This window comes from Clostridium sp. 2218st1_F5_2218SCRN_220325, from assembly GCF_039062665.1.
In the GTDB taxonomy this organism is placed as follows: Bacteria; Bacillota; Clostridia; order Peptostreptococcales; family Peptostreptococcaceae; genus Intestinibacter.
On the sequence record NZ_JBCLNH010000003.1, the window covers coordinates 29,579 to 54,987 of the forward strand.

The following is a 25,409-nucleotide window of genomic DNA, read 5'->3' on the forward strand; positions in this document are numbered from 1 at the left end:
TTTCCTTATAAAAATAAAAAAGGTTATTGAAGATATATTACTTCAACAACCTTTTTTATTTTTATATTAAAGAGATTCTCCAGCTACTTCTTCTGAGCTTGATCCTTCTTTAATTTGATTTTCTAATTCTGTTAACGCTAATTGCAGATTGAAAGATTTATTTTGCCATTCTGAAGAAAGATTTTCAGCTATTTCAGCCCTTTGTGTCATTTCATTTAATGAGTTTTGTAGGCTTTCTATCTGTGCTTTATAATCTTCTATTTCAGATTTGCTTCCCTCTGAAACATTGCTTAATCCATCAATTTGGTTTTGTTGTTCAGAGACTATATTATTTAATCTTTCTATTTCATGTCTACTATTTAAAAGTTCCATTTCTTTAGTGCTTAATATATTTCTTAATTCCGCTACTTGAGCTTCTATTTCTTCATTTGGTTGCCCTAGTTGCTCTTTTAATTTATCAATTTCGTTTAATAAATCTTCATTTTCACTAGAACATTCAAATAATAAATCTGCTAAGTTTAAAGATGTTAAAATTGATATTTTAAGTGAGCCTAAATTTGGAGCACTTTCTTTTAATTTTTCCATCTCACTATTTACATAATTAGCGATTGTAAGCATTTCTTTTTCGCTTTTTTCGCCAACCATTGTATAATTAGCGCCTTGTATTGTCACTATTACTTTGTTCATTAACTAATTCCCCCTACCAAAAGATGAGTTAGTTTGTTCTTAATTTAGCGTCTAGTTTTGATTCTAACTCACTTAAAATTTTATCATGAACCTTAGCTACATCTTCATCAGTAAGAGTTTTATCTTTGCTTCTATAAGTTATAGAATAAGCAACTGATTTGTATCCATCAGCTATTTGAGATCCTGTATAAACATCGAATAATTTATAGCTTTCAACTAAACCTTGACCATTAGCTTCTATTATTGCTTCTATTTGGCCTACATATACGTCTTTTTTAACTAATAGAGCTATATCTCTAGAAGTTGAAGGGTATTTTGGTAATGGATTGTAGATTATAGTTCTGTTTGAATTATCATATACTAAATCTAAGTCTATTTCACCAAGATAAACTCTTTGTGTTAAGTTATAGTTTTCTATAACTTCTGGATGTGCTTCACCAAATGTTCCAACATATTGTCCTTTATACATTATTGTAGCACATCTACCTGGGTGGAATGTAGAATTATTAGTTTCTGGTACTATTTCATATCCATCGAATCCTATTTCAGAGAATATTTTTTGTATAGAACCTTTTAATACGAAGAAATCTACATCTTTACCATACATACCTATACATAAGTGGTTGTTTTCTATTGGAAGACCTTCTTGTGGAGTAAAAGTATGTCCACATTCGAATACTAAAGCTTGTTCTACTTTTCTTGATGCATTAGTATATAATACATTTAAAGTAGATGGCATCATAGTTGTTCTCATTATTGAAGTGTCTTCACCTAATGGGTTTAATAATTTTATATAATTTCTTTTTGCACTATCAAGTGGTAATTTTATTTTATCTAATGATTTAGGACTTACGAAAGAATAAGTTAATATTTCATATAATCCTATACTTGTTGCTGTATCTTTTATTTTGTCCATGAATTTTTGTTTATCAGTTTTTATACCAGCAGTAACATTTCCTTCTAATTGTGCTGAAGGTATTTTATCAAATCCATAGATTCTAGCTATTTCTTCATAAACATCAGCTTCTTGTTCCATATCTAATCTGAAATCTGGAACTTCTATTTCTATTTCTTCTGCTGATTTTAAGTTGCATTTAAATTCTAAGTCTTCTAATATTTTAACGAATTCATCTAAAGTTATAGGAGCTCCTATGTTTTTGATTATTCTAGATGGATTTACGTTTAATACAACTTTTTCTTGTTTAGTTGGATAATCTTCAGCTATTCCTTTAAGAACACGTCCGCATCCTAACATTTCAACTAATTGACAAGCTCTTTCAACACCTGTTTTTGATGTTTCAACAGCAACACCTTTTTCATATCTTCCTGAAGCTTCTGTTCTAAGTCCTAAAACTTTAGAAGTTCTTCTTATATTTTCTGCGTTGAATGCTGCACCTTCAAATAAAACTGCTGTAGTTTCTTCAGTTATTTCTGAGTTTAAACCACCCATTACACCAGCTAAAGCTATAGATTTTTCTCCATCAGTTATAACTAACATTTGGTCATCTAAAGTTCTTTCTACGTTGTCTAGTGTAGTGAATTTTTCTCCGTTTTCTGCAGTTTTAACTACTATTTTACCAGTTTTAACTTGGTTTAAATCGAAAGCATGTAGTGGTTGACCATATTCAAGCATTACAAAGTTAGTTATATCAACTATGTTGTTTATTGGTCTTACACCAGCTTCTATTAATCTTCTTTGCATCCAGTATGGAGATGGCCCTATTTTAACGTCTTTGATTATTCTAGCTCCATATCTCATACATAATTCTGGATTTTCTACTTTAACATCGAAGTCTATTTCTTCGTCACATTCTTTTACTTCTATTTGTGGGTATTTTGTTTTTTTGCCTATAGTTACAGCTGCTTCTCTAGCTATACCTATCATAGATCTACAGTCAGGTCTATTAGCAGTTAATTCGAAATCTATAACTGCATCGTATAAACCTAATGCTTCTTTTATGTCTTTTCCGATTTCCATTCCATCGAAATCATTTAGTAAGTATATACCGTCTTTACTTTTGTCATCTACGTAGAATTCGTTTATTCCTAATTCATTAGCAGAACACATCATACCTTCTGATAATTCTCCTCTTAATTTAGAAGATTTTATCTTGATTCCGCCTGGTAATTTAGCTTTATCTAAAGCTACTGGAACTATGTCACCTTCGCTTACATTTTTAGCTCCTGTACATATTTGTACAGTTTTTCCGTTTCCAACTTCAACTTGGCAAACTACTAATTTTTCAGCATTTGGATGTGGTGCTATTTCTAAGATTTTACCAACTACTACATTTTCTATTCCTTCTCCGAAAAATTCTACAGTTTCAGTTTTTGTTCCTGTCATTGTCATCATGTCAGCGAACTCAACTGTATCTATATCTATATCAACGTAATCTTTAAGCCATTTTACAGGTACTAACATATCTATATTTTCCTCCTATTTTAAATTAAGTATTTAAATTTTTCCGTTTATCAAATCAAATTCTTTAGTTTTAGAATTTTAAAAATATAATTTCTTATAATTTATAAATTTATGTAAACTCAAAGTTTAATTAAAATTGTTCTAAAAATCTTATATCATTTTCAACTAAAAGTCTTATATCGTCTATTTCGTATTTAAGCATTGCAAGTCTTTCAACACCCATACCGAAAGCAAATCCAGAATAAACTTCAGGGTCTATACCACAGTTTCTAAGTACGTTTGGATGTACCATACCTGAACCAAGTATTTCTATCCAACCTTCACCTTTACACATTGAGCATCCTTCTCCACCACATTTGAAGCAAGTAACGTCTATCTCTGCACTTGGTTCTGTGAATGGGAAGTTGTGTGGTCTGAATTTAGTTTTAGTTTCTTCACCGAATAATTTCTTAACGAACATTTCAACAGTTCCTTTGAATTGAGCCATTGTTACATCTTTACCAACAACTAATCCTTCTATTTGATGGAACATTGGTGAATGTGTCGCATCTAATGAGTCATTTCTGAAACATCTACCTGGAGAAACTATTTTTATTGGTAACTCTTGACTTCTCATTGTTCTAACTTGAACTGGAGATGTTTGAGTTCTAAGTAATAAGTTTTCGTTAAAGTAGAATGTATCTGACATATCTCTTGATGGATGGTCTTTTGGTGCATTTAATGCATCGAAGTTATTTTCTACTGTTTCAACTTCTGGACCTTCAACAACTGAGAATCCAAGTCCCATAAATATTTCTGAAACTTCATCTATTATTTGAGTTATTGGATGTTTTTTACCAACATTAAAAACTTTTCCTGGCATAGTTACATCTATAACTTCTGATTGTAATTTAGCTTCTTGTTCTATTTTTTTAAGATTAGCTCTCTTTTCGTTTATTTTTGTTTCGATTAACTCTCTTACTTCGTTGGCAACTTTACCCATAACTGGTCTTTCTTCAGCAGATAATTTACCCATACCTTTTAATAATTTAGTTAATTCACCTTTTTTACCTGAATATTTTACTTTTATGCTATCTAATTCATCCATAGCAGAAACAGCTTGTATCTCTTCTAAAGCAGCTTCTTTTAATTTAAGTAATTGTTCTTTCACGTTATTTCACCCTTTCTTTAATTTTTTATTAAAATTCTAATTATTTTTCTAATTAAAAAAAGCTTTCATCCCAGCTAGGGACGAAAGCTATTATTCGCGGTACCACCCTAGTAGTTTATAAATACATAATTTATAAACCACTCGAAGAAACTTAACGCGTTTCAAACGCCAAAGCCTACTATAGTTTCAGCCTTGATACTCCAGAGTGAACTTCTTTTAAACTATCTATATAATACTTCCAGCCTTGGTATTACTCTCTGTTATAGAGTTATTTAAAATACTTTTCTCTTTCATCGTAAATTATATTTAATACATATTCGACTAATTGCGCCTGTATTTTTGTATACGCAAATAATTATAACATATGTAATTTTGCCTTTCAACAATTAGGATAAATATTTTTTAATCTCATACATAAGCACAGCTGCACTAATTGCTGCGTTTAAAGATTCTGCATTTCCGTAAATAGGTATCTTAACTAGTTTGTCTGACTGCGCAATTAATTCATCATTAATTCCATTTGCTTCATTACCTATTACTAAGGCAATTTTACCGTCGTATGTAGTTTCGTGATAGTAATTGTCAGTTTGTAAATAGCTTGATACTATGTTAAAATCATTTGATTTTAAGAAGTTTACTGCATCATCTTGAGTTGCATGTATTATATTCATATCAAATATAGAACCCATAGTTGATCTTATTACTTTTGGATTGTATATATCTACACAGCCTTTTAGAAGGATAACTGCATCTACACCTGCACTATCGGCTGTTCTTATTATTGTTCCCATATTTCCAGGGTCTTGTATTCTATCCAAAATTAATACAAACTTATCGTCTTGGTTAATATTATTGACTAAATCTCTTTCTTTATACTCTAATACAGCTAAAATTCCTTGTGTATTTTCAGTATCTACCATCTCTGAGAATATTTTATTTAAAGTTTTATATACTTTTATTCCTTTGTTTTCTAGTTCTATTAAGAAGTCTCTATGCTCTTGTTTTTTCTCGAAATCTTCATTTATAAAAACATATTCTAATTTTGCATCACACTCTAATGCTAAAGTTAAAATTCTGTATCCTTCTATTATAAATTTTTTTTCTTTATTTCTACCTTTAGTTTTTAATAAAGACTTTGTATATTTAATTTTGTCATTGTCCTTACTCTTAATTATGTTAATCATCTTTTTCTCCTAGTTAAAATTTAATCATGTAAAATTATATCACTTATTTTATCTGTATTTCCGATAATAATTAAAATATTTTTCTCTTGCATTTTATAGTTTGGAGAAGGCATAACTTTTAGTCCGCTTGTAGTTTTTACTGCCAATACAGTAATATCATATTTTGCTCTTAGATTTAACTCTATTATTGTTTTACCAACCCAATTTGTCGGTGTAACAATTTCCATAATTGAGTATTCTGGGTCTAGGTTAATTTGGTCTAAGATATTTTCTGATGCTAAATTATAAGCAAGTCTAATACCCATATCTCTTTCTGGGAATACTACTTTGTCTGCTCCAATTTTATATAATACCTTTGCTTGTAACTCGTCTTTTGCTTTACAAACAATTTTAGGTACGCCCATCTCTTTAGCCATTATTGTTGCCATTATAGATGCTCTTATATCCGAACTTATTGCAACTATTACGACATCAAAATTGCCTAATCCAATACTTTTTAGATCTCTCTCTTCTGTAACATCTACTATTGCTGTATGCGTAACTTGTTCAGCTATATTTTCAATAGAATCCTCATCTTTATCTATAACCATTACTTCATTTCCTAATTGGCACATCTTTTTAGCTACAGATGAGCCAAATCTACCACATCCGATAACAATATATTGTTTATCTTTGCCCTTACTATTAAAAAATGTTCTTTTCATATATCAATACCTCTTATTTTCTATTAACCTATTATTATTTTTCCTTTTGGTCTTTTTATGTTTTTATCTTTTTTAACTATATTAATTGATAGTATTGCTGTAAATATAGTTAATGAACCTACTCTTCCTAGGAACATCAATATCATTATTATAAACTTTCCTATTGTATTTAAATTTGGACTTCCGCCTATACTCAGACCGACTGTCGCATATGCTGATATCACTTCAAATACACATTCTATAAGTGAGAACTGAGGATTAGTTATTGATAAAGCTAATGTACCAACTATAAATATAAAAATTGCTATAAAGAATATAACTATAGCTTTTTTAATCGCTTCAGAACTTATACTTCTCTCAAATATATGTATTTCATCTTTCCCACATAAGAAATCTTTAACTGTTAAAAATAGTATAGCTACTGTAGTCGTTTTGATTCCACCACCTGTAGAAGCTGGTGATGCTCCAATTAACATAAGCATTACCATTAAAAATATTGTTGGCTCTTTTGTTAAACCAAGGTCTATACTGTTAAATCCAGCTGTTCTAAGTGTTGATGTTTGGAATATAGAAGAAAGTACTTTTCCCTTCATATTCATATTTCCTAAAGTATCTGGGTTGTTATATTCTACTCCAAGTATAAAAACAAATCCTATAAGTAATAGTATTGCTGTTGATACGATAACAAGTTTTGAATGAACATTTAATTTAGAAAATCTTTTATTTTTTAGTACATCTAATATGACAGGATATCCCAATCCCCCAAGTATTATAAGTAACGATACAGTTATCATAATAAATGAATTATCATAAAATGATGTTAATGATGAAAACTCCCCACTTATAGAACCCATTAAATCAAAACCAGCATTACAAAATGCAGAAATTGAATGGAAAAATCCATATGCTAATCCAGTAATAATACCAAATTTAGGGATAAAACTTATAGATAATAAAATTCCCCCAATACATTCAATCGCTAATACCATTAGTATTATTTTTCTAGTTAAACTTACAATTCCAGATAAATCAATTTGATTTAGAGATTCTTGTATTAACAATCTCTCTTTTAAGTTTATTTTTTTACCTCTTATTAAAGAAATCATTGTTGCAATAGTCATAAATCCTAAACCACCGATTTGAATAAGTGATATAATTACAACCTTTCCAAATAAACTCCAGTGTGTAGCTGTATCAAATACGACCAATCCTGTGACACACACTGCTGATGTAGCAGTAAACAGTGAATCTACAAAATTAGTTCCTTGACCGCTTTGACTTGAAATTGGTAAAGATAATATTGCTGCTCCTAATAATATTATAAATAAAAATCCCGCAGTAATAATTTGAACCGAACTCCACTTTTCAAGAAATCTAATATTCTTATGCATGATTCTCAACTCAAAAATTTCCTCCTTTTGTTTATTAAAATAAATCAAGTTATATAATAAATTATTATATGATAAATCTCATATTTTAACAATAATCCACACTATAAAACAATTTATATTGTATTAAATTTTAATTTATTTTTATCATTTTGAATGAATTTAATGCTAATGTGACTTTTTTATTTGAATTATTTTTAAAGTTTTAAATTTAAAATCAAATATTACTCATAACTTAGATAATATATAATTTTCATACAATAAAAAAAAGCGAACTCTAATGAGTTCGCTTTTATCTATAATTAAGCTAATTTAGCTTTAGCTACTTCTACTAATTGAGCAAATCCAGCTGGATCTTGTATAGCCATTTCAGATAACATTTTTCTGTTAACTTCAACACCTGCTAATTTTAATCCATTCATTAATCTTGAATAAGATATACCATTCATTCTAGCAGCTGCATTTATTCTTTGTATCCAAAGTTTTCTGAAGTCTCTTTTCTTTAATTTTCTTCCTATATATGCATTTTTTAATGCTTTCATTACGAAAGTATTTGCTGGTCTATATAATTTGCTTCTAGATCCTCTGTATCCTTTTGCAAGTTTTAACACTTTTTTATGTTTTTTACGAGCGTTCATTGCGCCTTTAACTCTTGCCATGTCGATGACCTCCTTATGTTTTTCGATTATTTTTTATTTTGTGTTTTTTTGTACTAATCCGTTCTGATTAGTTTATCTTTATTAATTAATTCTAATTAATATGGTAATAATTGAGCTATTCTTTTAGCATCTCCATCGCTAACTATAGCAGATTTTCTTAAGTTCATTTTAGTTTTTGGAGATTTTTTAGTTAATATATGACTTTTGTAAGCTTTATTTCTTTTTAATTTTCCGCTTCCTGTTTTTCTAAGTCTTTTTGCAGCTCCTCTATGAGTTTTCATTTTTGGCATGATAACTTCCTCCTCTCAGTTAATCGTCAATAAAATCTATTTATCTTATCTGTTTATTTTTTTGGATCTATAATTACAACCATGTTATTCCCTTCAAAAGCAGGGGCTTTCACTGGTTCACCAAACTCTTTAACAATTTCTATGAATTTAAGCATTACTTCTTTACCAATGTCTTTATGTCCTAATTCTCTACCTCTAAAACGAAGTTCTACTTTTACCTTGTCGCCTTTTTTAAGGAATTTAATAGCATTATTCGCTTTAGTATTTAAGTCGTTTGATTCAATACCTGGTCTTAATCTTATTTCCTTAACAGCTATTGTTTTTTGTTTTTTCTTAGCTTCTTTTTCTTTTCTAGCTTGTTCGTATTTATATTTACCATAGTCCATAATTTTACAAACTGGTGGTTTAGCATTAGGAGAAATTTTAACTAAATCTAAATTTTTTCCGTTTGCTATTATTTGAGCTTCTCTGGCAGACATTATTCCAAGTTGTTCTCCAGTTTCAGAGATTATTCTTAACTCTTTATCTCTTATTTGATCATTGATTGATAATTCTTTGCTAATTGTAGGACACCTCCAAATTATTATATTAAATATAAAATAAAAAGCGAATGAGAATTCATCCGCTATAAGTCATCAAAATTATACTATCTTAATGATAGTCTATACTTATATTTACCTTACTAACTCTAGTTGCAAGGTGAGAATGAAATTCTTCTTATTTTCTTTTGTTATCTTGTTACCGTATCAATTATACAACTTTAATGATGCGGTGTCAACTGTTTTTTAACTTCTAATTTTTGTCGTACAATATATAATATGCTAATTTTTAAATTATGCAATCATATTTTTATAAGTTTTGCTCTTTTTTTATTATAACTTATTATTCATTAAATTTCACGTTTTAAATATTTCCAATATAAAACCTTTCTTATTTTTATACTAGATTTTAATTGTAGTATTTCATTATTTTAGAATAATAAAATGTCAGCTGGTTATACTTACTGTAAGACATCTTAGTTTACATAGTTTAATTTTGTTGTAAAATCATAATAAAACTTCACATCATTGGAAAAAATAATATAAAGGAAAATTCTATTACCTGAGGTGCAAGATATGAACTTACTTAATAATTTTTTTAAAAAACTAAATAATCCTGTTCCTGCTTTTGTTCACACTAAACTCGAAAAAGAGAATAATACTGAACCTTCACTGAGCACAAAACCTAAAACAACATTTAGAGATGTTGCCGGACTCGAAGAAATAAAAGAAGAACTATTTGAAGTAGTAGATTTCATGAAATTCCCAGAAAAATATCAAAAAATGGGCGCTAAAGTTCCCAAAGGGATTTTATTTTACGGTCCACCTGGAACAGGTAAAACGCTTTTAGCATGTGCCGTTGCAGGAGAAACAAACGCATCATTCTTTAATGTTACAGGTTCTGAATTTGTTGAAAAATACGTAGGCGTAGGAGCTAAAAGAGTTAGAACTTTATTTGAAAAAGCGAGAAAAGAAGCCCCAAGTATCATATTTATTGACGAAATTGATGCTATAGGAGCAAAACGTCACCTAGAAAGCAATAACGAAAAAGACCAAACTCTTAATCAACTTTTAGTTGAAATGGATGGATTCAATAAGGATTCAAACATTATCATAATAGGTGCAACTAATAGACTTGACCTTCTAGATGATGCCCTTTTAAGACCAGGAAGATTTGATAGACACATTCATATTAGTGCTCCAAATGTGCGTACTAGATATGAAATTTTAAAAGTTCATACTAATAATAAACCATTAGATAAATCAGTAGATTTAGATTTATTAGCTAAAAAAACACATGGATTTAATGGTGCCCATCTAGCCAACATAGCTAATGAAGCTGCAATATATGCTGTTAGAGATGCTAGCGAAGTTGTAACTTCGGAACACTTCGATAAAGCTCTTGAAAGAGTTATCGCAGGTGTCGAGTGTAAAAGTTCCGCCCTAATCGAAAAAGAAAAAGAAATTGTTTCTTATCATGAGGCTGGACATGCATTAGTTAGCAATATCTTAAATTTATGCAAAATCCAAAAAATATCTATAGTCCCTAGAGGTGAAGCATTGGGTTATGTTCTTCAACTCCCAGACGAAGATAGATATATTTACACAAAAACAGAACTAATATCAAAAATACAAATACTATTAGCTGGAAAAGCAGCCGAAGAATTAATATTTAACCATCAATCAACTGGTGCCAAAGACGACTTACAAAAAGTAACAGACATAGCAACTAACATGGTATGTGATTATGGTATGAGCAAATTAGGTTTAATAACTATTGATAAAAATACTAAGAATTTTTTATCGGAACCTATCCAAAAAGAAATAAACAACATTGTAAATACATGTTATGAAAATACACTAAAAATTCTTAGAGAAAATATCAATGATTTACATATAGTTTCAAAATTCCTATTTGAAAATGAAACTATGACTTGTGACCAATTAGAAGATCTCATTAGAAAAGAAGCAGCCAATTAAAATTATTCTATAAAAAGTCCTATAAATTTAGGACTTTTTATATGTTTATGTTTTTTTAAGTTGCCTTAACTTAATTTATTCCCTACTATAAAGTTATAAAATAAATCAAAACTTTAAAATTGTTATAATTTCTTATGAATCAACTTTTGATAAATAAAAATAATAAATTATAAAAATAAAGTTTTAATAGTAAGTTTAATTTTGTAGTCTAGGAGGATAAATCATGGAAAATGTTCAACAAAACCCATTAGGTACAGATTCTATACCAAAATTAATGTTTAAATTTTCTGTGCCAAGTATTATAGCTATGATAGTTGGAGCATTATACAATATTGTAGACCAGTTATTTATCGGTCAGGCAGTAGGAACTCTCGGCAATGCTGCAACAAATATTGCCTTCCCTCTTTCCACATCATGCATAGCTGTATCATTATTATTCGGAATTGGTGCAGCATCGTGTTTCAATTTAAGTATGGGGCGTGGTGAAAAAGAAAAATCACCATTTTATATAGGAAATGCGATTATTATGTTATTTTCATCTGGTGTAATATTATTTATAATTACGCAACTATTTTTAACACAGATACTAAAAGCTTGTGGTTCTCCTAATGATGTACTTCCATATGCTCAAACTTATGTGAGAATTACCTCATTTGGTTTCCCATTTTTAATTTTATCTGTAGGTGGAGGTCATATAATTCGTGCTGATGGCAGTCCCAAAATATCAATGTTCTGTAATATATTAGGAGCAGTTATTAATGTTATTTTAGACGCTATCTTTATATTTGGATTTAATATGGGAATGGCTGGTGCAGCCTATGCTACTATAATAGGTCAAATTGCATCTACTGTTGTTGTTATCATTTATATGAAAAACTTTAAAACAGTCCCTCTTTTGGCAAAACATTTCAAATTAAATATAAATTATATAAAAGAGGTTGCTTCTATAGGTATGGCATCTGGTATAAATCAACTTTCTATGATGATTGTTCAAATTATTTTAAATAATTCACTTAGATATTATGGTGGTTTATCAATATATGGAGAGGCAATTCCCATTGCATGTGCAGGAATCACAATGAAAGTTTCACAACTATTCTTCTCAGTTGTAATCGGTCTTAGCCAAGGAAGTCAACCAATTGAAAGTTTTAACTATGGAGCTAAAAAATATCACAGAGTTAAATACACTTATATATTAGCAAACAAAGCAGGTGCGATTATATCAATTATTGCATTTATATCATTTCAACTATTCCCTATGGAAATTATATCTTTATTTGGTTCTGGGACAGAAGAATATTATCAATTTGCAACAAAGTTTTTCCGTATATTCTTATTCTTTATATGTATAAACTTTATACAACCTATTACATCGACATTTTTTACTTCTATCGGAAAACCTATAAAAGGTATATTTTTATCTTTAACTAGACAAATAATTTATTTACTTCCTTTAATAATTATACTACCTCTATTCTTTGGTATTGATGGTATAATTTTTGCTGACCCGGCTGCTGATTTGATTGCAGCAATAACATGTTTAATCACTATAAGTATAGAATTTAAAAATATGAAGCAATTGGAGTTAGTAGAAGAACATCAAAATATACATTTATAATAAAAAAACTATTTTTAACTTTAAATTATTATCTTTAAGTTAAAAATAGTTTTTATTAATTCTTAATTTTCCATTGTAATAAATAATTATCATTTATATTTTAAACATTTACATAATGTCTTCCCTTAGGAATTATAAATGGTGAGTGAGATACTGGATCTTTAATAACCTCACAATCTAGTCCAAATACATCATTTATTAATTCTGATGTTATAATGTCTTCTGGGCTTCCCTGTGACACTAATTTCCCTTTACGAAGAGCAAATATATAATCTGCATATCTTGCTGATAAATTTATATCATGAAGTACCATCACTATTGTAGTCCCTCTTTTTCGATTTAAATCAGTTAATAAATCTAATATTTCTACTTGATATGCTATATCTAAATAAGTTGTAGGTTCATCTAATAAAAGTATATCTGTTTGTTGTGCAAGAGCCATAGCAATCCATACTCGTTGACGCTGACCACCCGATAGTTCATCAATACACCTATTCGCTAATTCCGAAATTCCCATTATTTCAAGTGCCTCTTCCACAGCTTCAAAATCTTCTTTATTTAAGCTACTAAATAAGTTTTGATAAGGGAATCTTCCTCTTGATACTAAATCCCAAACAGTTATACCTTCTGGTACTACTGGTGATTGTGGTAATAATCCTAAAATTTGTGCCAGCTTTTTAGATGGCATTGTTGTAATTTTCTTTCCATCAATAACAATATCACCTGATAATGGCTTTATTAATCTAGCCATTGTCTTTAATAAAGTTGATTTACCACATCCATTAGAGCCTATTATTACACTAACTTTATTACTAGGCACACTTAAATCTATACCATCTATTATAATTTTTTTATCATATCCAGTTACTATATTTTTAGCTTCAAATGTGTGTTGATTTTTATTCATCATTATTCTCCTCTTCTATTTATACATATTAATAAAAATAACATGTATGGTGCCCCTAAAATCCCAGTAATAACACCTACTGGAAATCTTGTACTAAATACATATTGTCCAATCATATCTGAACTAAGTACTAATAATGCACCTACAAGACCTGATGCTAGTACATTTGACGACCCACGCCCAACAATTTTTGATGCTATTGGTCCAGCTAAAAATGCAACAAATGCTATTGGTCCCGTAGTAGATGTTGCAAATGCTATTAAAAATACAGCACTTAAAATTAAAATAATTCTCACTAGATTTAGTCTTATACCAAGTGTCGTTGCAAATTCATCTCCTAATTCTAGTACTTGAAGATATTTTGTAAATAGTAAACTTATTATTCCAAATACCATTACAACTATAAATAATGTTGGAATGCATTTCATTGTCATACCATTTAAACTTCCACTTAACCATCTCATTACTCCTGGAACATCATATTGACTTGCCTTAAGCAATAAAAAAGAAATTGCGGCTTGAAGCATAGCTTGTATTCCTATACCGATTAATATCAATCTACTTCCTGAAAAGCTTATATCTTTAGATAGTAAATATATAAGCATTGATACTAAAAGTCCTGATATAACCGAAATTATCGAAACAGCCGGTCCACTCAATCCAAGCACCAATATGCAAAAAACTGCTGCCACACTAGACCCTGATGTTACTCCTATTATATCTGGGCTTGCTAGAGGATTTCTAAGCATTGTTTGAAATGTGTTTCCTGCAATCCCAAATGCTATTCCAACCAATAACCCACTAAGCATTCTTGGTAGACGTAATGTAGCTATCGCAAAAGTAGCACCTTGAATATTTTCTCCTCTTAATACTCTTATAACCACATCTAATGAATAATTTGTATTTCCATATAAAAGCATCATTATGCAAATACATAATACTATTGCAATAAGTGAAACATTAGCTATAACAGCACGAGCCCTTCTTTTATAGTAAGCATGTTTTATAATGATACTATTATTTGTACTTCGCATTATCATATACTTTTCACCTTCGCTTTCCTAGCAATTATAATAAGTATTGGTGCACCTAAAAATGCTGTTATAATTCCAACTTCTAATTCGCTCGGTGACCCAATTATTCTTCCTAAAACATCTGATATCATCAAAAGGATTGCCCCACCTATAGCAGACATTGGTATTAAATTTTTCATATCCGATCCTAAAATAAGACGTACAATATGAGGTATCATTAATCCTATAAAACCTATAGGTCCAGCTATTGCTGTCGTAGCTCCACATAATATTACACCAGCTATTGCACACATAATTCTTACTAATCCTGTATTTACTCCAAGACCTGTAGCTACTTCATCACCTAAGGCTAATGCATTTAATGCATGCATAAATATAACACTTATAATTAATCCGACTATAATAAATGGCAATACTGATTTTATACCTTCCCACGTTGCTCCACTTAAACTACCTACTTGCCAAAATCTATATGCATCCATAACATCTGCGCGTGGAAGAATTATTAAACTAACTAAAGATGATAGTATTGCACTAATTGAGGCACCAGCTAAAGCAAGTTTTATTGGAGTAATTCCTCCTGGTCCAATTGAAGCTATACCATATACACAAAACGATGTAAGGGCTGCCCCTATAAGTGCAAACCATATATATCCACTAGCTGTACTCAAATTAAAAAATGTAATCCCAACAACAACAAATAAAGATGCTCCTGTATTTACTCCTAAAATACTTGGATCAGCTATTGGATTACGTGTAATTGATTGCATAAGCAAGCCTGATATTCCAAGTGAAGCTCCTGCAATAAGTGCAAATACTGTTCTTGGTATACGTTCTCGAACTACTAATGCATTAAGTGACATATTGTCGCTTTGAGTTAATGCACTAATCACTTCATCAAAACCAATATATCTAGAGCCCCACGCTAGTGAGGCCAAGATACATATTCCAAGAATAATAAAACCACCTATGTATATTCCTATCATTTTTGATAATTTCATATTTATCTTGTATACTATCATCTAATTATTTTACTTTAGATGCAGCATCTCCTATTACTTTTAAATATTCATCTATTTTAGCTGGTATAGATAATGCACTAGGAGTACAAGATGCTGCTAATGCTGAACCATCTTCTATAACAGCAACTGATCCGTTTGCAATTGCAGGAACTTTACTTAATAAAGTATCATCTTGTAAAGATTTTAATAATCCATCATTTCCGTAACAAACTATAATATCTGCATCTTCTAATATATCTATATTTTCTGAACTTATTTCAACATAGAAACTATTTGATCCTTCAGCTAACTTAGATATACTTTCTGGAAATTCTAATCCTAAATCTGTTAAATACGCTACACGAGGGTCTGATGGTAAATATATATAAAATTTACCTAAGTCAGATGGATTAAAGTAGCAAAATACTGCTTTCTTTCCTTTTATATCTTTGTATTCACTTGTTTTTTCTTTTATTAATGTTTCTAATTCTTTAACTAATGCTTCACCTTCATCTTTCTTACCAATTGCAGTAGCATTAATATTTATTTGATCTCTCCATAAAGTTTGCCATGCCTCTGTTGGATATGCAACAACTGGAGCTATTTGACTTAATAAATCATATTCTTCTTGTGTTATTCCAGAATAAGCAGCTAGTATGACATCTGGATTTGAGTCACTAATAGCTTCATAATCTATTCCATCCACATCGTTAAATACAACAGGTTTATCTACACCTAATTCATTATATTTCTCTCCTGTCCATGGTAATAAACCATTTTCTTCCGTCTCACCATAATTTGCTTTAGATACTCCCACTGGTGTAATACCTAAGGCTAGCGGAACATCTTGATTTCCCCAAGATATTGTTGCAATATTTTTAGGCTCACTCTCTATTATAGTTTCGCCATATGCATGTTTTATCTTTATTGGATAAGATGCAGAAGTTGTCTCCTGCACATCACTCTTTTTACTATCATCCTTACTTTGAGTATTTGTACTTGAACACCCTGTTGTAATAAGTAGGGCACAAGACATTACAATTGCACATAATTTTTTTAACTTCATAACTTCCTCCTATATATTTACAATATTTAAATTTAAATTTAAACTTGAACATGATATCAATATTCTTTAATAATTGATAACAATATTCATAAATCGCCAGTTATCATTATAATGTTTTTATATATTTTTGTAAATATAATTATAATTTTTTTTAATTTTATATTTTATACCATAATAATTATCAAATTTTAATGCGATATAAATAATACTTCAAATAACATTTAAATTTTTACATATACAAAAAAACATCCTTATCATTGTATCTTAAAACAATAATAAGGATGTTTTTATTTAATATAATATTTTATTTTTATTAGTCTTGGATTACGTTAACTTTATCTTCTACTTCTTTACATACCATAGCAACAAATTCGTCTACTGATAAGCTACCCATTTCACCTTTATCTCTTGATCTAACTGAAACAGCATTTCCTTCAACTTCTTTTTCACCTACAACTAACATGTAAGGAACTTTTTCTAATTGTGCTTCTCTTATTTTGAAGCCCATTTTTTCCGCTCTGTCATCTATTTCAACTCTTAAACCTTTAGCAAATAAAGCATCTTTAACTGCTTTAGCATAATCGTTGTATTTATCAGATATAGGAAGTATTTTAACTTGAGTTGGAGCTATCCAAACTGGGAATTTACCAGCATAATGCTCTATTAATATTCCTATAAATCTTTCTATACTACCTAATAAAACTCTGTGTATCATAACTGGTCTATGTTTTTCACCATCTTGTCCTATATAAGTAGCATCAAATCTTTGTGGTAATTGCATATCTAATTGTATAGTACCACATTGCCATGTTCTACCTAAGCAATCTCTTAAGTGGAAGTCTATTTTTGGTCCATAGAATGCTCCATCACCTTCATTTATTTCATAAGCTAAACCTAATTCTTCTAAAGCTTCTCTTAAACCATTTTCAGCTATTTCCCACTCTTCATCAGTACCCATAGAATCTTCTGGTCTAGTAGATAACTCTATTCCATATTGGAATCCGAATACCTTGTATACGCTGTCTATAAGTCTAACTACGTCTTTTATTTCGTCTTTTATTTGTTCTGGTAACATGAATATATGCGCATCATCTTGAGTGAATGCTCTAACTCTCATAAGACCATGTAAAGCACCTGATAATTCATGTCTGTGAACTCTACCAAGCTCAGCAACTCTCATAGGGAAATCTCTATAAGAATGTGGTTTTGATTTGTAATATAACATTCCACCTGGGCAGTTCATTGGTTTTATAGCGAAATCTTGGTCGTCTATTTTAACAGTATACATATTTTCTTTGTAGTGATACCAGTGTCCTGAAGTTTCCCATAAATGTCTGTTTAATATTATTGGAGTTTCTATTTCAACATAGTTATCTTCTCTATGTACTTCTCTCCAGAATTCTAATAATGCATTTTTAAGTTGCATACCTTTAGGCATGAATAATGGGAATCCTGGTCCTTCTTCTGGTATGAAGAATAAATCTAATTCTTTACCTAATTTTCTGTGGTCTCTTTTCTTAGCTTCTTCCATTAAGTGTAAGTATGCTTCTAAATCTTTATTTTTTTCGAATGAAGTTCCGTATATTCTTTGAAGCATTTTATTTTTTTCATCTCCACGCCAGTAAGCACCTGCAACACTTAATAATTTTACAGCTTTAACTTTTTTAGTTGATGGAAGATGTGGCCCTCTACATAAGTCAGCGAAATCACCTTGTTTGTAGAATGATATTACTTCACCTTCTGGTAATTCTTCTATTAATTCAACTTTGTAGTCTTCTCCATTTTCTTTAGCCCATTTTAAAGCTTCTTCTTTTGGAAGTTCATATCTTTCTATTTTTAAATCTTCTTTAGCTATTTTTTTCATTTCAGCTTCTATTTTAGCTAATTCTTCTTCTGTTATTCTATGATCTAAATCTATATCATAGTAGAATCCATTTTCTATACTTGGCCCTATAGCAAGTTTAACTCCTGGATATAATCTTTTTAAAGCTTGTGCTAACATATGAGCTGATGTATGTCTGAATACGTCTTTTCCTTCTTCATCATCAAATTTGTATAAGTTTAATTCACAATCTTCACTTACTACGTAGTCAAGACCTACAGTTTGTCCGTTAACTGAAGCTGCAACAACAGCTCTAGCTAAACCTTCACTGATTGATTTTGCTATATCTAATACTGATATTTTGCCTTCGAATTCTTTAATTGAACCGTCTTTTAATGTAACTTTAATCATTTTTTTCCTCCTGTATTTTTTCTAATAAATTTTAAATTTATAATTACTCTAACTAAATCAAGAAAATATATTCTTTGATTCCATTATTTAGATTTCATATAAATAATAAAAAAACTCGTCCCAGAAAGTTGGGACGAGTACGATATCGTGGTTCCACCCAAGTTGATTTATTTAATGAAAATAAATCCTCTTGATGACTATAAGGTTGTCAACCGAACACTTTCACACTATGTGCTAATAAGTTCCGCTCCGAGGTAGTTTTTCAACAAGTTTATTTTATAAGGCTTTCAGCCGGTGACCTTACTCTCTAGTAAAATAAATTCTTATTTACTTGTCCTCTTCATAGCGATTATATTTTAATTATTAACTATTATGATTTAGATTATAACAGATACTTAAAAATCATTCAATAATAATATTCAACAAAATTTTTATAAGACTTTATAATTATGATAGTTTTTTAAATTTATAAGCTAAATTAATTTCTATTAATAATTTTTACGTTGTCTTCGAATATTATCTTTATATTTTCTATTATTTCCTTTGAAGTATCATTTTTTAAATCATCTATTATTTCTATTTTTTTAGGGCATAAAGCTAATAATACACTTATTAGACAGTCTTCGTAGTTTAGATCTTCCTTCATAATCATGCTCATCATTTCTTCGCTTTCTTTATTGTTTATTTCGATTCCATTTCTGTCAAAAAACCTAAAGCTGCTATCTTTCATTATATGTATTATTAATAAATCAATTTTATGTTCTTGTGATTCTATAAAATATTTTAAAGTGTTTATAAATTGATTTTTATCTCTCTTTATTAAATATTCTTCAAGTGCTATATCACTTATTATAGATATATACACCATAAAATCTCTCATTCTAAACCTAAAAAAACCGTCTATATTTAACACCTTTTCTGATTCTATAAATTCAACTAATTTATTGTAAATCGTATTTATTATAAATGGTTCTTTTTTATCAAGGAGACATTTAGCTTCTCGATATATTTCCTCCTTTTCTTCATTATTTAAATTTCTGTAGTTATTCCATATGTATTCTTTTAAATTTTTATCCTTTAAGATAATTAATATTAGTTCTATTACCCCATTAATTGCTTCTTCTTTATGTTCCTCATTTTCCATATCAATATCTACACATAAATCTCTTAAATGCTCATTACATATAATATATTTATTACAATTATTTTTCATAAATAAATTAACCATATAATCATGCTGTGGTAAATAACTTATATGTATCATATTATTAGTCAATATAATCGTTCCCTTCCGTCAAATCAGAAAAGTAGTTTAAATATATCTATATAGTATTATGTCTATTTTTTATTTTTTAATTCACATTTTGGATATATTGGTTAAATTAAATTGATAACTTTATAGAATAAAAAAAGCTGTAGATTAATTTAAAATCTACAGCTTTTTTTATAATTTAATTTTTATTATCTTTCACCTTTTTTGTATGGATTACCTAAAGCAGCCGGAGCTTTAGATGTTCTAACAAATAATACTAACATTACTAATGTTACTATATAAGGTAACATTGATAATAAGTTTTCGTTTATAGTTATTCCTAATGATGGATTTCCTAAATAAACTGTAAGTCCTGTTGAGAAACCGAATAATAGACAAGCCGCTCCTGCCCATTGTGGTCTCCATTTACCGAATATAACAGCTGCTAAAGCTATATACCCTTGTCCTGATATTAAAGCTGGTCTGAATGTTGAAACTATAGCTAAACTCATAGAAGCTCCACCTATACCTGCTAATATACCTGAAAGTATAACACTTGTATATCTAACTCTTGATACATTTATACCTAAAGTATCTGCTGCACCTGGATGCTCACCAACAGCTCTTACTCTAAGACCGAACTTAGTTTTATATAATACAAACCAAACTACAACTATCATTGCTAATGCTATATATGTTGTAGCATAAGTATTGAATATAGTATCTAATATGCTTCCTGATTCAAATACACCATTTAAAGGTCTTGGAATTTTATTTTCCATTGGTATAGTTGGTGTTGTAACTGAACCATTGAATAATATTTTAGATGTAAATAATGCAACCCCTGGAGCTAATAAGTTTATTGCAACCCCAGATATTGTGTGGTCTGCATTGAAACTAATAGTTGCTATACCGTGAATTAAGGCGAATATACCACCTGCTATACCAGCACATAATAAACCAATCCATGGATTACCTGTTAGGTATCCTGCTGTAGCTCCGACAAAAGCTCCTATTGTCATCATCCCTTCAAGTCCTATATTTACTATACCTGAATTCTCTGAAAAGATACCACCAAGTGCTGTAAATATAAGGGGAGTAGAATACATTAAAGTTGTACTAAGGATTATCGCTAAATCATTCATTATTCATTCACCCCTTCATTTTTTCTTTTTTTGCTCATTTTTTGAACAGCTATTTTAATAACATGTACTAATGCTATGAAGTAAACTATTGATCCGATTATTATACTTATAACTTCTGATGGAGCACCAACTGATTGCATTTTTGTTCCACCATATTTGAATGCACCGAATAATAATCCTGAGAATATAACACCAATTGGGTTATTGTTTGCTATAAGTGCAACTGCTATACCATCAAATCCATATCCTTCTTGAGCTGGAAGTACTGTTATAACATTTGTAACACCCATAACTTGTATTGCACCTGCTATTGCAGCTATCATACCTGCTATAGCCATAGATTTTAATATAGAAGAGTTTACATTTATACCTGCATACTCTGCACCGAATTTGTTGAATCCAACTGCTCTAAGCTCGAATCCTAAAGTTGTTTTTGCTAATATAAATGCGATTATGATAACTATAATTATAGATATAACAATCCCCCAGTTTACACTAGTCGCTGGACCAACTAAACCTTTTAACCAATCTATGCTTATTTTTGCACTATCTTTTATAGGTACTGATGTTTCACTATTAGGTACTTTTAACCATGAAGTCATTAATACAAAGTTGCTTAGATAGAAAGCTATCCAGTTTAACATTATGTTTGCTATAACTTCATTTATTCCGAATTTAGATTTTAACCATCCTGCTACTCCACCCCATATTGCACCAGCAAGTGCTGCACAAAGTAAAGTAAGTGGTATATGGATTATTGCTGGTAAATCTAAACCTGCACCAACTAAAACTGCTACTAAAGCACCTATTATAAATTGACCTTCTGCACCTATATTGAACAGACCTGTTTTAAATGCAAAGGCAATTGATAAACCTGTAAGTATTAATGGTGTCGCTCTTATTATAGTCCATGCTATATATTTAGGCTTACCGATTATACCGTCTATTAATGCAGCATAAACTGTTATTGGGTTATGTCCAGATAACATTAATGCTATTGCACCAACTAGAAGTCCTAATACTACTGATAGTACTGAGAATAAGAAAGTATCATTAAGAAAACTTTTCTTTTTTGCTATTTTATTTTCCATCTACTGCACCTCCTGCCATCATAAGTCCAAGAGTATTTTCGTCTGTAGTTTTTGCATCTACTATTCCTACTATTTTACCTTCGTACATAACAGCTATTCTGTCTGATACGTTCATTACTTCGTCTAATTCTAATGATACAAGTAAAACAGCATTTCCTGCATCTCTTTGTTCAACTAATGCTTTGTGAACGAATTCTATCGCACCAACATCAAGTCCTCTTGTAGGTTGAGTCGCTATTAATAATTGAGATTCATTTGTTTCTTGTCTAGATCTCTCTATATTCATAACCTCTCTACCTATGATTATTTTTTGTTGGTTACCACCAGAAAGTGCTCTAGTTTTTTGAGTGTAATCTGTAGGTCTAACGTCAAATCTTGAAATTATTGATTTTGCATGTTTGTCCATTGCGTCTTTGTTTATTATGCTATTTTTAGAGAATCTAGCATCTTTGTAGTTTTGTAATATAGAGTTTTCTGCAACAGTGAAATCTAAAACAAGACCTCTTTTATGTCTATCTTCTGGTATATTTTTTATACCTTTTTTGAAGATTTGTTTTGGAGTATTATTTACTATTTCATGTCCGTTTATTTTTATGCTTCCGCTATGACATTTTCTAAGACCAGTTAAAGCTTCAACTAATTCACTTTGTCCATTTCCGTCTATACCAGCTATACCTACTATTTCTCCAGCTCTTACTTCTAAAGATAATCCGTCTACAGCTGAAATTTTTCTGCTGTCTTTTACAACTAAATCATTTATTTCTAGTACTGTTTCTTTTGGTTGAGCATCTTCTTTATCAACTTTGAAGTTAACTTCTCTACCAACCATCATTGTTGCTAAATCATCTTCTGTAACTTCATCAACTTTTACAGTATCGATGTATTTACCTCTTCTTATAACAGTACAATGATCTGCTATTGCTTTTATCTCTTTTAATTTATGAGTTATTATTATAACTGACTTACCTTCTTTAGTTAAGTTTCTGATGATTTTTATTAAATCTTCTATTTCTTGTGGTGTTAAAACTGCTGTTGGTTCGTCAAGTATTAACATATCAGCTCCTCTATATAGAGCTTTTAATATTTCAACTCTTTGTTGCATACCTACTGATATATCATCTACCTTTGCCATTGGGTCTATAGCTAAACCATATCTTTTAGATATTTCTTCTACATCTTTTATAGCTTTGTTCATATCTAAAGTTCCCATAAATTTAGTAGTTTCACTACCTAAAATTATGTTTTGTGCAACTGTAAAAGTTCCTATTAACATGAAATGTTGGTGAACCATTCCTATCCCTTTGCTTATTGCAACGCTAGGATTTTCGATATTAACTAATTCTTCGTTTATATGAATTTCACCTGAAGTTGGAGTGTATAATCCATATAAGATGTTCATTAGAGTTGATTTACCTGCACCATTTTCACCTAAAAGTGCATGTACCTCTCCCTTGTGTACAGTCAAGTTGATGTTGTCATTGGCAACGAAATCGCCAAATTTCTTAGTTATATTTTTCATTTGTATACTTTTATGATTGTAATCTATATAACTATTTTCCATGCTCACACTGTCCTCCTTATTTTTTTTAATTGATAATATTCTATATCCGACATTAATCGTCTACTTAAAAAAATGGATAATACATATATATATTATCCATTTTTTATAGAATCTATTTGTATTTTAAAAGTTTTCTAATTCCGCCAGAAATATACTTTATTTAGTTAGTTTTAAAAAATTATTTTCTAACTATTTCATTGTATTCTTTCTCATTTTGAGGAACTTTTATTTCACCGCTTTTAACTAATTCAGCTTGTTCTTCAACATATTTTAATATGTCTGCTGGAACATTTTTATCAGTAGTTTTAGCTATACCAACACCACCACTTGCAAGTGTATTTGTTATAACTTGTCCACCTTTGTAGTTTCCATCTATCATTTGACCTATTAAGTCTATAACTGATACGTCTACATTTTTAACAGCTGATGTTATTACGTTATCTGGAGCTAATGCATTTTGGTCTGTATCAACACCAATAGCCATTTTTCCATTTTCTTTAGCAGCTTCTATAGCTCCCGTACCAACTGCACCTGCTGCTGTGAATATTACATCAATACCGTCTTTATGCATTTGGTTAGCTATTGATTTACCTAATGCAGCATCATTAAAACTATTTGCGCATCTTACAACTACTTCACAATCTGGATTTGCAGCTTTAACTCCTGCCATATATCCATATTGGAATCTGTTTAATACAACACTCTCCATACCACTTATAAATGCTACTTTGTTTGTTTCAGTCATTTTACCAGCTATTAATCCTGCTAAATATGATGAAGTATTATCTTCATATACTAATGAAGTAACATTTTCTGGTTGTTCTTCATAAGCATGGTCAACTACAGCAAATTGTTTTTCTGGATAGTTTTTAGCTGCTTCTGCTATAGCATCTGCAGTTTTATAACCAACACCTATTATTAAATCTAAATCTTCTTCAACGAATGTTTCTATGTTTGGAACGTAATCTGCATCTTTAGTAGACTCTAAGTATTTTACTTTTACTTTGTCACTTCCATATTTCTCTTCTGCTTTTTGTAAACCTTCCCAAGTAGATTGGTTAAATGATTCATCATTAACTCCACCTGTATCTGTTATCATCCCAATAGTGTATACGTCTTTTGAAGTATTATCAGCACCATCATTCTTATTGCTGCATCCAACTAATAGTGTTGTCATCATTGTGAATGCAAGTCCTATTGCAAATAATTTCTTTAATTGCATTTTGTCCTCCTAGCGTTCTCTATTCTGTTTTTATTTTGTGCAAATTTTCTTATATTATTTATAAGTTATTAATTCTTTATATATTATGATAAACTTATAGTAATATTTCATATTGTGTAACACATATATAATAATTGCACGATTTTTTACCTTTATCTATTATCCTATTTTCTCATTAAAATTTCAATATAAAATTAATTTTTTTTTAATTTTTTATTACACTAAATATTTAATTTTACTTATTTTCCAAAAATACACTATATATCGACATAATAT

At 29.8% G+C, this 25,409-nt stretch carries 21 protein-coding genes and 2 other annotated features; of the genes, 2 read left to right on the forward strand and 19 right to left on the reverse strand.

Translation table 11 applies throughout. The annotated features are described in order from the left end of the window. Positions 1-66: 66 nt before the first annotated feature. From zapA to infC, 9 genes are all read right to left on the reverse strand, one after another. The gene (zapA, locus tag ABCM86_RS02740) at positions 67-687 is read right to left on the reverse strand and encodes a cell division protein ZapA (protein ID WP_195930196.1); all 621 of its coding nucleotides are present in this window, start codon (positions 685-687) and stop codon (positions 67-69) included. 28 nt (positions 688-715) lie between these two features. Further along, on the reverse strand, positions 716-3,109 hold the full coding sequence (gene pheT, locus ABCM86_RS02745; RefSeq protein WP_343003441.1) for a phenylalanine--tRNA ligase subunit beta: 2,394 nt from the start codon (positions 3,107-3,109) through the stop codon (positions 716-718). A gap of 130 nt (positions 3,110-3,239) precedes the next feature. Then, positions 3,240-4,259 carry a phenylalanine--tRNA ligase subunit alpha gene (gene pheS, locus ABCM86_RS02750; RefSeq protein WP_195930198.1) on the reverse strand — a complete coding sequence of 340 codons (1,020 nt, stop codon included), beginning with the start codon at positions 4,257-4,259 and terminating at the stop codon, positions 3,240-3,242. Positions 4,260-4,332: 73 nt separating this feature from the next. Then, positions 4,333-4,562 (reverse strand) — a binding site (T-box leader). 83 nt (positions 4,563-4,645) lie between these two features. After that, positions 4,646-5,443 (reverse strand): RNA methyltransferase, encoded by a 798-nt coding sequence (locus tag ABCM86_RS02755; protein WP_195930199.1) that lies wholly within the window; start codon positions 5,441-5,443, stop codon positions 4,646-4,648. 20 nt (positions 5,444-5,463) lie between these two features. Next, positions 5,464-6,147: a TrkA family potassium uptake protein gene (locus ABCM86_RS02760; protein ID WP_295573287.1), complete on the reverse strand. Its 684-nt coding sequence runs from the start codon at positions 6,145-6,147 to the stop codon at positions 5,464-5,466. 23 nt (positions 6,148-6,170) lie between these two features. Further along, a complete protein-coding gene (locus ABCM86_RS02765; protein ID WP_295573290.1) occupies positions 6,171-7,538 on the reverse strand; it encodes a TrkH family potassium uptake protein in 1,368 nt (455 codons plus the stop codon). 299 nt (positions 7,539-7,837) lie between these two features. After that, on the reverse strand, positions 7,838-8,194 hold the full coding sequence (gene rplT / locus ABCM86_RS02770; protein WP_007286395.1) for a 50S ribosomal protein L20: 357 nt from the start codon (positions 8,192-8,194) through the stop codon (positions 7,838-7,840). Between the two features lie 95 nt (positions 8,195-8,289). After that, positions 8,290-8,484: a 50S ribosomal protein L35 gene (gene rpmI, locus ABCM86_RS02775; protein ID WP_007286396.1), complete on the reverse strand. Its 195-nt coding sequence runs from the start codon at positions 8,482-8,484 to the stop codon at positions 8,290-8,292. Positions 8,485-8,537: 53 nt separating this feature from the next. Next, positions 8,538-9,080, reverse strand: coding sequence for a translation initiation factor IF-3 (gene infC / locus ABCM86_RS02780; RefSeq protein WP_330593217.1), 543 nt, complete (start codon positions 9,078-9,080; stop codon positions 8,538-8,540). Positions 9,081-9,599: 519 nt separating this feature from the next. On the opposite strand from infC, the gene ABCM86_RS02785 reads away from it, so the two are divergent. Together ABCM86_RS02785 and ABCM86_RS02790 are read left to right on the forward strand one after the other, a co-directional pair. Then, positions 9,600-11,003: an AAA family ATPase gene (locus ABCM86_RS02785; RefSeq protein WP_343003442.1), complete on the forward strand. Its 1,404-nt coding sequence runs from the start codon at positions 9,600-9,602 to the stop codon at positions 11,001-11,003. A gap of 223 nt (positions 11,004-11,226) precedes the next feature. Beyond that, positions 11,227-12,621, forward strand: a complete 1,395-nt coding sequence (locus ABCM86_RS02790; RefSeq protein WP_343003443.1) for an MATE family efflux transporter — start codon at positions 11,227-11,229, stop codon at positions 12,619-12,621. Positions 12,622-12,721: 100 nt separating this feature from the next. Here the strand turns inward: ABCM86_RS02790 and ABCM86_RS02795 are convergent, their stop codons facing one another. The 10 genes from ABCM86_RS02795 to ABCM86_RS02840 form a co-directional block, all read right to left on the reverse strand. Beyond that, positions 12,722-13,528, reverse strand: a complete 807-nt coding sequence (locus tag ABCM86_RS02795) for an ABC transporter ATP-binding protein (protein ID WP_039905745.1) — start codon at positions 13,526-13,528, stop codon at positions 12,722-12,724. Between the two features lie 2 nt (positions 13,529-13,530). Continuing rightward, positions 13,531-14,562, reverse strand: a complete 1,032-nt coding sequence (locus tag ABCM86_RS02800) for an iron chelate uptake ABC transporter family permease subunit (protein WP_343003496.1) — start codon at positions 14,560-14,562, stop codon at positions 13,531-13,533. A gap of 2 nt (positions 14,563-14,564) precedes the next feature. Beyond that, positions 14,565-15,563 (reverse strand): iron ABC transporter permease, encoded by a 999-nt coding sequence (locus ABCM86_RS02805; protein WP_022071050.1) that lies wholly within the window; start codon positions 15,561-15,563, stop codon positions 14,565-14,567. 25 nt (positions 15,564-15,588) lie between these two features. Then, positions 15,589-16,629 carry an ABC transporter substrate-binding protein gene (locus ABCM86_RS02810; RefSeq protein WP_022071049.1) on the reverse strand — a complete coding sequence of 347 codons (1,041 nt, stop codon included), beginning with the start codon at positions 16,627-16,629 and terminating at the stop codon, positions 15,589-15,591. Positions 16,630-16,942: 313 nt separating this feature from the next. Further along, entirely contained in the window at positions 16,943-18,862 is a 1,920-nt protein-coding gene (gene thrS, locus ABCM86_RS02815) for a threonine--tRNA ligase (RefSeq protein WP_295677648.1), read from the reverse strand. Positions 18,863-18,988: 126 nt separating this feature from the next. After that, positions 18,989-19,215: a binding site (T-box leader), on the reverse strand. A 125-nt stretch (positions 19,216-19,340) separates the two neighbouring features. Next, a complete protein-coding gene (ytxC, locus tag ABCM86_RS02820) occupies positions 19,341-20,138 on the reverse strand; it encodes a sporulation protein YtxC (RefSeq protein ID WP_295677649.1) in 798 nt (265 codons plus the stop codon). A gap of 185 nt (positions 20,139-20,323) precedes the next feature. Continuing rightward, positions 20,324-21,259 (reverse strand): ABC transporter permease, encoded by a 936-nt coding sequence (locus ABCM86_RS02825; protein WP_295572718.1) that lies wholly within the window; start codon positions 21,257-21,259, stop codon positions 20,324-20,326. Beyond that, complete coding sequence (locus ABCM86_RS02830) at positions 21,259-22,350, reverse strand: ABC transporter permease (RefSeq protein WP_195931000.1); 1,092 nt, start codon at positions 22,348-22,350, stop codon at positions 21,259-21,261. The genes ABCM86_RS02825 and ABCM86_RS02830 overlap by 1 nt, the downstream gene beginning before the upstream one ends. Then, positions 22,340-23,911, reverse strand: coding sequence for an ABC transporter ATP-binding protein (locus tag ABCM86_RS02835; RefSeq protein WP_195931001.1), 1,572 nt, complete (start codon positions 23,909-23,911; stop codon positions 22,340-22,342). The genes ABCM86_RS02830 and ABCM86_RS02835 overlap by 11 nt, the downstream gene beginning before the upstream one ends. A gap of 178 nt (positions 23,912-24,089) precedes the next feature. Beyond that, the gene (locus tag ABCM86_RS02840) at positions 24,090-25,133 is read right to left on the reverse strand and encodes a BMP family ABC transporter substrate-binding protein (protein ID WP_343003445.1); all 1,044 of its coding nucleotides are present in this window, start codon (positions 25,131-25,133) and stop codon (positions 24,090-24,092) included. Positions 25,134-25,409 lie beyond the last annotated feature (276 nt).

Excerpts from the sequence above, each read along its gene's own strand:
- ABCM86_RS02810 (WP_022071049.1), bottom strand. The coding sequence starts at position 16,629 with ATGAAGTTAAAAAAATTATGTGCAATTGTAATGTCTTGTGCCCTACTT.
- ABCM86_RS02790 (WP_343003443.1), top strand. The coding sequence starts at position 11,227 with ATGGAAAATGTTCAACAAAACCCATTAGGTACAGATTCTATACCAAAA.
- pheT (WP_343003441.1), bottom strand. The coding sequence starts at position 3,109 with ATGTTAGTACCTGTAAAATGGCTTAAAGATTACGTTGATATAGATATA.
- ABCM86_RS02830 (WP_195931000.1), bottom strand. The coding sequence starts at position 22,350 with ATGGAAAATAAAATAGCAAAAAAGAAAAGTTTTCTTAATGATACTTTC.
- ABCM86_RS02800 (WP_343003496.1), bottom strand. The coding sequence starts at position 14,562 with ATGCGAAGTACAAATAATAGTATCATTATAAAACATGCTTACTATAAA.
- ABCM86_RS02795 (WP_039905745.1), bottom strand. The coding sequence starts at position 13,528 with ATGAATAAAAATCAACACACATTTGAAGCTAAAAATATAGTAACTGGA.
- ABCM86_RS02805 (WP_022071050.1), bottom strand. The coding sequence starts at position 15,563 with ATGAAATTATCAAAAATGATAGGAATATACATAGGTGGTTTTATTATT.
- thrS (WP_295677648.1), bottom strand. The coding sequence starts at position 18,862 with ATGATTAAAGTTACATTAAAAGACGGTTCAATTAAAGAATTCGAAGGC.
- rpmI (WP_007286396.1), bottom strand. The coding sequence starts at position 8,484 with ATGCCAAAAATGAAAACTCATAGAGGAGCTGCAAAAAGACTTAGAAAA.
- ABCM86_RS02840 (WP_343003445.1), bottom strand. The coding sequence starts at position 25,133 with ATGCAATTAAAGAAATTATTTGCAATAGGACTTGCATTCACAATGATG.
- ABCM86_RS02835 (WP_195931001.1), bottom strand. The coding sequence starts at position 23,911 with ATGGAAAATAGTTATATAGATTACAATCATAAAAGTATACAAATGAAA.
- ABCM86_RS02825 (WP_295572718.1), bottom strand. The coding sequence starts at position 21,259 with ATGAATGATTTAGCGATAATCCTTAGTACAACTTTAATGTATTCTACT.
- ABCM86_RS02785 (WP_343003442.1), top strand. The coding sequence starts at position 9,600 with ATGAACTTACTTAATAATTTTTTTAAAAAACTAAATAATCCTGTTCCT.
- rplT (WP_007286395.1), bottom strand. The coding sequence starts at position 8,194 with ATGGCAAGAGTTAAAGGCGCAATGAACGCTCGTAAAAAACATAAAAAA.
- zapA (WP_195930196.1), bottom strand. The coding sequence starts at position 687 with ATGAACAAAGTAATAGTGACAATACAAGGCGCTAATTATACAATGGTT.
- ABCM86_RS02765 (WP_295573290.1), bottom strand. The coding sequence starts at position 7,538 with ATGCATAAGAATATTAGATTTCTTGAAAAGTGGAGTTCGGTTCAAATT.
- ABCM86_RS02755 (WP_195930199.1), bottom strand. The coding sequence starts at position 5,443 with ATGATTAACATAATTAAGAGTAAGGACAATGACAAAATTAAATATACA.
- ABCM86_RS02760 (WP_295573287.1), bottom strand. The coding sequence starts at position 6,147 with ATGAAAAGAACATTTTTTAATAGTAAGGGCAAAGATAAACAATATATT.